The organism is Nitrincola sp. A-D6, from assembly GCF_000764495.1.
GTDB lineage: Bacteria > Pseudomonadota > Gammaproteobacteria > Pseudomonadales > Balneatricaceae > Nitrincola.
Genome location: NZ_JRLB01000100.1, coordinates 1 through 3,132 on the forward strand (window position 1 = coordinate 1; position 3,132 = coordinate 3,132).

Sequence of the window (3,132 nt, forward strand, 5' to 3'; positions counted from 1 at the left end):
CTTTGAACTCTGCCGAGTATTGTTTGTAGGTTCGTTTCTGACTCATAATGACACCTCAATAGCTGACTCATATTGTCGCTAATTAAAGTGTCCGGATCCATTAGACCAGTTCAGGTTGATATTAGTGGCCATTGGAATAGTTTTTACTCCAATACGGATCGTCATATTTTTCATGACTACATATACAGAGATATTTTCGACAGGTGTATGGGAAGCTCTGACAAGACAAGGAAGTGAAGTATATAGCCCACTATGGGCACCAATTATTATAGGAGAAATACTGATTAATTTTGGTTTGATCGTAGTCTGTCTATATATAGCATACAAATTTTTCACTAAGAGCAAAGATTTCCCTAAATGGTATATTGGTATAGTTATTTTTAGCCTGATATTTATTGTTGCAGATGCTTTTGCATTAAAGTTGGTCCTACCGAACGAGCCAGTATTTGATCCTGATACAACTAAGGAGCTTATGCGTTCAGTGTTTATGGTTGTTATATGGGTTCCCTACATGCTTGTATCGGAAAGAGTTGAAGTAACTTTTATAAAGTAAAATACCTAACAACCAAAGGCAGCCGACGCGTAGCTCGCAGCTGCTTTGAGCGTTAAATTTCTCCTTTAACCATATTGCAAGGCTGCCACTGGCGATATATGATTCGTATACATATCGTATATCGAGAGTTTGCTATGGGAATTGTTAAGATTGACGACGAGCTACATGGGGAGATCCGTAAAGCGAGCTCAGTTATGGTTCGCTCTATCAATGCTCAGGCTGAGTATTGGATAAAGATTGGCATGCTCGCCGAGGCGAATCCCAGTATGTCTTTTTCTGACATCATGCGTGAGCAAATGAAACTGGCCGAAGTAGACATAAGGAAGGTTGTCGGTGGCTAGCGTAAAGCTGAAAAGTGCTGAAGAATTGAGTGTAATGCGGGAGTCCGGTCGGCTTCTGGCAAGGGTTTTTGATTACCTTGATGGCTTTATCGAGAGTGGTATCTCAACGATGGATATCAACGATCTGGCGGAGAGGTACATTACTGATCAGCTGCGCGCTCGTCCAGCGAGTAAAGGTCAGTATGGGTATCAGTATGTTCTGAATAGCTCTGTAAATCACGTTGTATGCCATGGCGTTCCTTCAACCACTCAGACGCTGAAATCCGGTGATATTATCAACGTTGATATCACGTTGGAGCAGGGCGGATTTATCGCTGACTCTAGCAAAATGTACATGATTGGTAACGTGACTCCGGTCGCCAGGCGTTTGGTCGATAAAACCTATGAGGCAATGTGGGAAGGGATAAGGAGTGTAAAGCCTGGCGCGACCCTTGGTGATGTTGGTCATGCCATCCAGAGCCACGCCCAGAAACATGGCTATTCTGTTGTTCGCGAATATTGTGGGCATGGAATTGGGCGAGAAATGCATGAGGAGCCACAGGTTCTGCATTATGGCCAGGCTGGTAAAGGTTTAGCTCTACAAGAAGGGATGGTGTTTACCATAGAGCCCATGATTAATCAGGGTAAGGCCAAGGTTAAGTTGAAGAAAGATGGGTGGACTGTTGTCACCAGTGATAAGAAGTTATCTGCTCAGTGGGAGCATACAGTGGCGGTTACCTCAGATGGTTACGAGGTATTGACGCTCAGAACCGAAGAGAGTATTTAACAAGCGGCTCCACACAGAAACCCGAACCGGACGTTATACACAAGGAGTAGTCACAGAATATGCCAAGGAATCGCGGCCAAGCTGGGCCTATTGAATCAAGGTTGATCAGCGTCTTTGCATCGCTGTTTTTCTCCGTACCAACTGCAGCGTTCGTTTGGCTCTGGTTAAACATAGAGTTGGCCATCTATTGGGATGGCTTTCTCAGTAGTAGTTATCTCGTCACCTGTATCATCGTTTTTGCTGTGTTGGCCTTGCTGCTCCCGCAACTGTTTCCATCTATTCTCGGGGTATCTGGCGCGGTATAGCCAAGGTTTGGGGCTGGTGGGGGTGGTAGCCTTATAGTATAACCAATCGTTCAAGTTCACTACCGGCCTGGCGACCGTCCGCCGGACGCCTACTACGCTGCGCTGCGCAGGCGCCGCTTAACATTCAGCGTTATGTTTCCGGCAGCGCCGAGATCAAACCTAGATGATCAACGAACGGAATGAAGTCTCGATCAATAAATAGCAGCGGCATTCGTCGTTCGATGCAGAAAGTCGCAATAATGACATCAGTGGTTTTGCGGATGGTGATCCCTTTTTTACGGAGTGCGCGATAATTTTCAGCACATTTTTCAGGCATACCTTCGCCAAACAATTCAAGCCTGCCCAAGGTCATCAGTGTCTGCTTGGTCAAGCGATATTCGCTGTCGTTTCGGATACCTTGAAGAATCTCCAAGAAAATCAAATCACCCATGGCAACAGTGCCCGTGACAATTCCCGCATCCAAAGCATCCGTATGCTGGTTCTGGACTCCGTTAAGGTAGTCGATCCAAACACTGGTATCGACCAGGATCACTTGCCGCCTCGCATCTCATCCAGGTCACCTTCCCATTTCACTCGGCCGCGCAGCTTGCGAATTTCCTGTTGCTGGCTTCGTAAAACAAGAAGTTTAAGACCTTGTTCTACCGCTTCTTTTTTGGTTTTGTACCCGGAGGCCTTGAGGGCTGCATCCATCAAGTTGTCGTCTATAACTATGTTGGTTCTCATAAATCACCTGGGTGTGTGTATAAATAGATCTTATGTACACACTTTAGCATGGGTAAAAAAACATAACAATCCGCAGCAATCGCTCCCGTTGGTCGCTGGGACAGCCAAAACGCTGCGCTTATTTGGCCGCCCTTGTGCGGGGCGTTAACAGTATCTGACTCGGCACCTTGACAATACCTACGCTGTAACTACAATGTAATTCATGAGTCATCTCACCTTTGACTGGGATCCTCGCAAGGATGCCTCTAATCGAAAGAAGCATGACGTCTCGTTCAACGAGGCCAAAACTGCCTTTACAGACAAGTTCGGGCGCCTAATAGCGGATCCTGATCATTCTACCGACGAGGACCGATTCATACTCCTCGGAACGAGCATCCATTCTCGTTTGCTGGTGGTGTGCCACTGCGTTAGAGACGGTGAGACCATCCGAATTATCTCTGCGCG

Annotated in this window: 6 protein-coding genes; 4 read left to right on the plus strand and 2 right to left on the minus strand. The window is 46.4% G+C overall.

The annotated features are described in order from the left end of the window. The first annotated feature begins 172 nt into the window (after positions 1-172). The 3 genes from LH51_RS16155 to map all read left to right on the plus strand — a co-directional run bounded on the left by LH51_RS16155 (position 173) and on the right by map (position 1,660). On the plus strand, positions 173-553 hold the full coding sequence (locus LH51_RS16155) for a DUF2569 domain-containing protein (RefSeq protein WP_235263794.1): 381 nt from the start codon (positions 173-175) through the stop codon (positions 551-553). Between the two features lie 134 nt (positions 554-687). Beyond that, positions 688-894, plus strand: a complete 207-nt coding sequence (locus LH51_RS16160; RefSeq protein WP_036524130.1) for a ParD-like family protein — start codon at positions 688-690, stop codon at positions 892-894. Beyond that, entirely contained in the window at positions 887-1,660 is a 774-nt protein-coding gene (gene map / locus LH51_RS16165; RefSeq protein WP_036524119.1) for a type I methionyl aminopeptidase, read from the plus strand. Before LH51_RS16160 ends, map begins: the two co-directional genes overlap by 8 nt. Before the next feature lie 435 nt (positions 1,661-2,095). Here map and vapC read toward each other — a convergent pair whose 3' ends face one another. Together vapC and LH51_RS16180 are read right to left on the minus strand one after the other, a co-directional pair. Then, positions 2,096-2,497 (minus strand): type II toxin-antitoxin system VapC family toxin, encoded by a 402-nt coding sequence (gene vapC / locus LH51_RS16175; RefSeq protein ID WP_036524123.1) that lies wholly within the window; start codon positions 2,495-2,497, stop codon positions 2,096-2,098. After that, the gene (locus LH51_RS16180) at positions 2,494-2,688 is read right to left on the minus strand and encodes a type II toxin-antitoxin system VapB family antitoxin (RefSeq protein ID WP_036524128.1); all 195 of its coding nucleotides are present in this window, start codon (positions 2,686-2,688) and stop codon (positions 2,494-2,496) included. Before LH51_RS16180 ends, vapC begins: the two co-directional genes overlap by 4 nt. A 202-nt stretch (positions 2,689-2,890) precedes the next feature. Between LH51_RS16180 and LH51_RS20205 the strand changes: the two genes are divergently transcribed. Beyond that, positions 2,891-3,132: BrnT family toxin (locus LH51_RS20205; protein ID WP_081960872.1), on the plus strand; the 242-nt coding region annotated here is incomplete at its 3' end.

Excerpts from the sequence above, each read along its gene's own strand:
- LH51_RS16155 (WP_235263794.1), top strand. The coding sequence starts at position 173 with ATGACTACATATACAGAGATATTTTCGACAGGTGTATGGGAAGCTCTG.
- LH51_RS16160 (WP_036524130.1), top strand. The coding sequence starts at position 688 with ATGGGAATTGTTAAGATTGACGACGAGCTACATGGGGAGATCCGTAAA.
- LH51_RS16180 (WP_036524128.1), bottom strand. The coding sequence starts at position 2,688 with ATGAGAACCAACATAGTTATAGACGACAACTTGATGGATGCAGCCCTC.